We start from the raw sequence: 5,357 nt of genomic DNA, 5'->3' as shown, positions 1-5,357 counted from the left end.
CCCTTTACCCCTTCCCCCCTCCCCTTTGCCCGATGACCAATCTTCAACATATTGTTACAATACTTAACATGATCATTCTCAGCGGTGGCCTTTTCCATGATTGTTAAGACACTTCCCCCTAATTCCGGATCGATTCAGGAGGACAGTCGCAAGGGCAAAACTAGCCAAGGCGAACTGCATATTATTGATGTAGTACCAGAAAATGGTACACAAGACTTGGTGGTGCAATCGCCAAGATTGTTAGCAGCCCGTAGGGATACTCAAACAGCCGAACCTGAGACGCGTTACAATCCCCTGGAGATAGCGGCGCATTACCAAGAAAGACCCCTACAAGTTTTGGGGCGGATTTTGGCGGTGCTGAGACCAACACTCTCCTTTGTGTTTGGGTTGTGGTCGGATAATAAACGGGGAATTGTTGTCAAAAATGACCGCCGCCGAGCCGTTCAGCTACGAGAATTACTAACCAGGCTGGGGCCTGCTTACATCAAAATTGGCCAAGCCTTGTCCACCAGACCAGATTTGGTTCCTCCGGTATATCTAGAAGAATTAACTAAGCTACAAGATCAATTACCGCCTTTTGCCAACGAAATTGCTTACCAGTTTATTGAAGAAGAATTAGGCGCACCTCCCCAAGAAATTTACGCCGAACTATCGCCCCAACCAATTGCTGCGGCTTCTCTGGGGCAAGTTTATAAAGGAAAGCTGAAAACTGGTGAAGAAGTGGCAGTTAAGGTTCAGCGTCCAGATTTAAGAGAGCGGATTACCATTGATTTGTATATCTTGCGTAATCTAGCCGCTTGGGTACAGAAAAAAGTCAAACGGGTACGCAGTGACTTAGTTGGGATTCTCGATGAATTAGGCGATCGCATTTTTGAAGAAATGGATTACATCCATGAAGGTGAAAATGCCGAACGATTTTTCGAGCTATACGGTCATATAAAAGACATTTACGTTCCGAAAATTTACTGGGAATATACCAATCGTCGCGTGTTGACGATGGAGTGGATTAACGGCACTAAATTAACCCAAACAGCAGAAATTCGCGCCCAAGGCATAGATGCTCGTTATTTAATTGAAGTGGGCGTGCAATGTTCTCTACGTCAGTTACTAGAACACGGATTTTTCCACGCCGATCCCCACCCTGGTAATTTATTAGCCACAACTGATGGCAAATTAGCTTATCTCGACTTTGGAATGATGAGCGAGATTAAACCGCCCCAGCGTTATGGTTTAATTGAAGCGATCGTCCATGTGGTGAACCGCGACTTTGACGGCTTAGCAAAAGACTACGTTAAATTAGATTTCTTATCACCAGAAACAGATTTAACACCAATTATTCCAGCTTTTGCTAGAGTATTTGCTGATGCTCAAGGAGCTACTGTTGCCGAACTCAACATTAAAAGTATCACCGATGAATTATCGGCTTTAATGTATGAATATCCTTTCCGCGTACCACCATACTATGCTTTAATTATTCGCTCCTTGGTGACCTTGGAAGGTATTGCAATATATATAGATCCGAATTTTAAAGTTCTCAGCGAAGCTTATCCTTACGTTTCTAAACGTCTATTAACAGATGCTGCACCACAATTAAGAGCATCATTGCAAGATTTGTTATTTAAAGATGGCAGATTCCGCTGGAACCGTTTAGAAAATTTGTTGAAAAATGCCCGTAACAGTCAAGACTATGACTTTAATTTAGTACTAAATCAGGGGATAGAATTTCTATCATCTGAACGTGGCGCATTCATTCGCGACAAGTTGGTGGATGAAGCTGTGAATGGACTTGATGCTGTAAGTAAAAATGTTTTGCATAACTTTACTTATTTACTCAGAGAACGGGTAGGATTAACAGCAATTAACGAAACTCCAGCCGCGACAGTTGAACAACAACAAACCTTAGAACACATCAAACGGATTTTAAATATTCTCCAAGAAACACGAGGTTTCGATCCAGTAGAACTTGCAACTCAACTTGCCCAGTTATTTGGAAATCCAGGGGTACAGCGTTTGGGTCAACAAGTGGCCAGCCGCTTTACGCAAAAGGCTTTAGCTAGGATAATTCGGCAATTGTTGGCCTCAGAGTGAGGTGTTGAGAGTGTTATTACTGTATTTCCAATTGAAAGTGCAAATCTGCTGAAATTATTTACAGGAAACTTCTCTAACTACTTTGAGGAAATTAGCTAAGACTTTTGATTGATTATCTCGTCTCCAAGCGATCGCCATTTTAAATATAGGCGATTGTCCTTGGATTTTTCGATAAACAACTCCTATACGTTGAAGATTCATGACATTAGCAGGTAGCAATGTCACGCCAATTTCCCCTGCAACCAAACCTAAAATAGTTGTCATCCATCCGGCTTCTTGTACCACCTTCGGTTGAAATCCTGCTGACAAACAAGCATTGCGAATCAGGGCGTGTAATGCTGGAACTTTCTCATAGCAAGGAAGTATAAAAGGTTCCGCTTTAAAGTCTTGCAGTTGAATTTGTGGGTAATGGCTGAGGGGATGTTTTTTAGGAAGCACCATTACCAAAGGCTCTTCGGTGACAATTTCATAGGTGAGAAAATGGCCATCGTCTATATCTTGGAGATTGTACCAATTTTCAAAATCCACATCTAGGGTGCGGTCTTGAAGTTTTTCGCGACTATCTTCAAACATTAATTCTTGTAATACTAAATCTACATACGGATATTTGTGACGAAAAACCCGCAGAATATTTGGTAGCAAGCTGTTAGAAATTGAAGTACTAATACCAACAGTTAACCTTCCAATTTCACCTTGACTTGCTTGTTTTGCAGATATCTGAATTCTCTCGACTTGTTCGAGGAGATGTTGTGCTTCTTGAAGAAAAACTTGACCGTATGGCGTCAGTTCCAAGCGAGGCTTACGCACAAATAGTTCTATGCCTAATTCTTCTTCTAATTTTTTAATTTGTTTGCTGAGGTGTGGCTGAGGAATATGCAGTTGTTCTGCTGCATGGCTGATATTGATATCTTTTTGTCCAGCTTCATTCTTGAGTGTAGCCAAAAAAACAAAACGTTCTAGACGTTCTAGATTCATAGTAACCCTAACGTATTATACGTGTTTAGATATACTACAATATCTAACTGCACTTCATATACGAAGCTGTATTAAAGCTTAGCAAAATGCACTAGTATTACTATGTCTATTTAAGCATACTACAATACATATTTTGGTAATTGAGTTATGGATTGTGACCTCCTAAGATTTATTCCATAAATGATTAGGAGAGAAAAACATGATTAAAAATCAAATACCTCCAATTCAACGAGTATTAATTGTTGGAGGAACTCATGGAAATGAGTTCACTGGTGTTTATACGATCAAAAAACTCCAACAGCATCCCAATCTTGTACAGCGTCAGAACTTTGAAACTATAACTTTGCTGGCCAATCCTCAAGCATTTGCAGCAGTGCGTCGATATCTTGATAAAGACCTTAACCGTTGTTTTCGACAAGCAGATTTGCAAGATTTAACGCGTTCTAGTTATGAAGATATACGAGCCAGAGAAATCAATCATTTATATGGTGCAAATGGTAAAACCCCTGTGGATGTAGTTGTGGATATTCATAGCACTACTGCAAATATGGGTTTAACTGTAATTACCCATGAGCATCCTTTCAACTTGCAATTAGTTGCTTATCTTCAAAGCGTAAATCCTTTAGTCAAGGTTTATATTTTACCAAAATCGCTAGAAGCTTCTAGTTTGCCATCGATTTGTGAATTAGGCTGCACCATTGAGGTGGGAGCAATTCCTCAAGGAATTTTACAAGCCGATCGCTTTGAGGAAACTGAAAGGTTAGTGAACGATATTTTAAATTATCTGGAATTATATAATCGCGGTGAAGTTCCTTTATTTAAAAATAGCTTCACCGTTTATAGTCATTGTGGAACAATTGATTATCCCAGAAATGAATCTGGTGAAATTCAAGCAATGATTCACCCGCAACTTCAGTTTCAAGATTATCAACCATTGAATCCTGGAACACCGATGTTTTTAACATTTAAAGGAGAAGCGATCGCCTACGAAGGAACCTCAACAATTTATCCAGTTTTTATTAATGAAGCCGCTTACTATGAAAAGGGAATTGCTATGTGCATCACTCAACCGCAGCAGATATTACTGAAAAAAAATGAAGATAATTTAGGATTTCAGGTTTATTTTGCAAATAAATTCAGTGGCTAATTAAATGTTTTTCAGGAGTCATTATGTCTGCAAAATCATCTAGTTGTCTTGGTTGTTTAGGCAGTTTAGTTATCTTGACCTTCATTGGCTCAATCTTCTTTGGCGGAGGAGTTTTAATGCGAGTTGGCTGGTTTGGTTTTGTGTTAGGAAAAGACCCAATCAATCGCAAACAAATTATCATTGACCACTTCACTAATTTGGAGTACAGTAAGAAAATTGCCGAGTCATCCGTGCAAAGATTTCATACTCAATTAGAACAAGGCAAATGCCAAGATATTTATCAAGAAGCAAATGAGCTTTTTCAAAAAAATTTCAGTCAGTCACAAATGCTAAGCATTTGTGCAACAATCAAACAGGAAATTGGAACTGTAAACTCTGCTCAAATCACTGATTGGTGGGGACAACCGACTGACAAAGAATCGGAAAATTACATTCTTCTTCGCTACATCACAGTATTTTCTAAATCATCTGTTCGCGAAACTTTTGTTTGGTTAGTGAAGGATAACAAATCAGAACTCGTACAATTTGAAATCAACTCTCAAATTCAGCGTTCTGGAGAATTTTAAATTTTGAATTGATATCATTCCTCATCTTTGTGATAACCATTTTTTTCACGTTTGAGGCTTTCTTCTAAAGCTTGAATTTGTTCGCGTCTGGCTTCTAATTCCAGAGAACGCCTCGCCAAGTCTTGGTTTTGCAACGTTAAAGACTGTCGCCAATTTTCTGCTCGTTCGGCTTCGTGCTGTAAGAATTCTGGTGTAATGCCTGTGGTGAGGTAAGTTTGTACTAAATGTAGCACCCAATTAGTCGCATCTTCTATTCTTTCAATATCGCCTGTGGGTGAAAGTTCGACTAAAACAAGCAAATTTTCACTCATGGGATTTCCTTTTCCCAACAAAATAAAAGCCTCTTCTGGAATTATTGCCCATAAGTTATCAACTTCTTGACGCGCTAATAAGCGTAATTGGTGCTGCTCTAAAAAATCATTTTTCCGCACCTGGGCTAGATATAGCATGAGAGTTACTCCGCTTTACTTAGAAATTTAAACTTTCAAAAATTATTTTTAATTAAAAAACAGTGCAAATATTATACAAATTCAAAATTCAAAATCCCCGAATTAGGCAAGCCAGATATTAAAAGGGTTTAG

5 protein-coding genes are annotated in these 5,357 nt (G+C 39.1%); 3 read left to right on the top strand and 2 right to left on the bottom strand.

The features are described 5' to 3' along the window. Positions 1 to 96 precede the first annotated feature (96 nt). Positions 97 to 2,088, top strand: a complete 1,992-nt coding sequence (locus tag GNE10_RS31685) for an AarF/ABC1/UbiB kinase family protein (RefSeq protein ID WP_185569912.1) — start codon at positions 97 to 99, stop codon at positions 2,086 to 2,088. Positions 2,089 to 2,142: 54 nt separating this feature from the next. On the opposite strand, the gene GNE10_RS31680 is transcribed toward GNE10_RS31685, so the two are convergent. After that, entirely contained in the window at positions 2,143 to 3,063 is a 921-nt protein-coding gene (locus tag GNE10_RS31680; protein WP_185569910.1) for a LysR family transcriptional regulator, read from the bottom strand. Between the two features lie 199 nt (positions 3,064 to 3,262). Here GNE10_RS31680 and GNE10_RS31675 point away from each other — a divergent pair, with 199 nt between their 5' ends. Beyond that, positions 3,263 to 4,210, top strand: a complete 948-nt coding sequence (locus GNE10_RS31675; protein ID WP_221643063.1) for an aspartoacylase — start codon at positions 3,263 to 3,265, stop codon at positions 4,208 to 4,210. 23 nt (positions 4,211 to 4,233) lie between these two features. Next, a complete protein-coding gene (locus GNE10_RS31670) occupies positions 4,234 to 4,776 on the top strand; it encodes a hypothetical protein (RefSeq protein WP_185569908.1) in 543 nt (180 codons plus the stop codon). A 14-nt stretch (positions 4,777 to 4,790) separates the two neighbouring features. Here GNE10_RS31670 and GNE10_RS31665 read toward each other — a convergent pair whose 3' ends face one another. Further along, positions 4,791 to 5,225 carry a hypothetical protein gene (locus GNE10_RS31665; protein WP_099072145.1) on the bottom strand — a complete coding sequence of 145 codons (435 nt, stop codon included), beginning with the start codon at positions 5,223 to 5,225 and terminating at the stop codon, positions 4,791 to 4,793. Between the last annotated feature and the right edge of the window lie 132 nt (positions 5,226 to 5,357).

The sequence above is a fragment of the Nostoc sp. 2RC genome (genome assembly GCF_014222165.1).
GTDB classification, from domain to species: domain Bacteria; phylum Cyanobacteriota; class Cyanobacteriia; order Cyanobacteriales; family Nostocaceae; genus Nostoc; species Nostoc linckia.
This window is presented reverse-complemented; position numbering and strand designations above follow the sequence as displayed.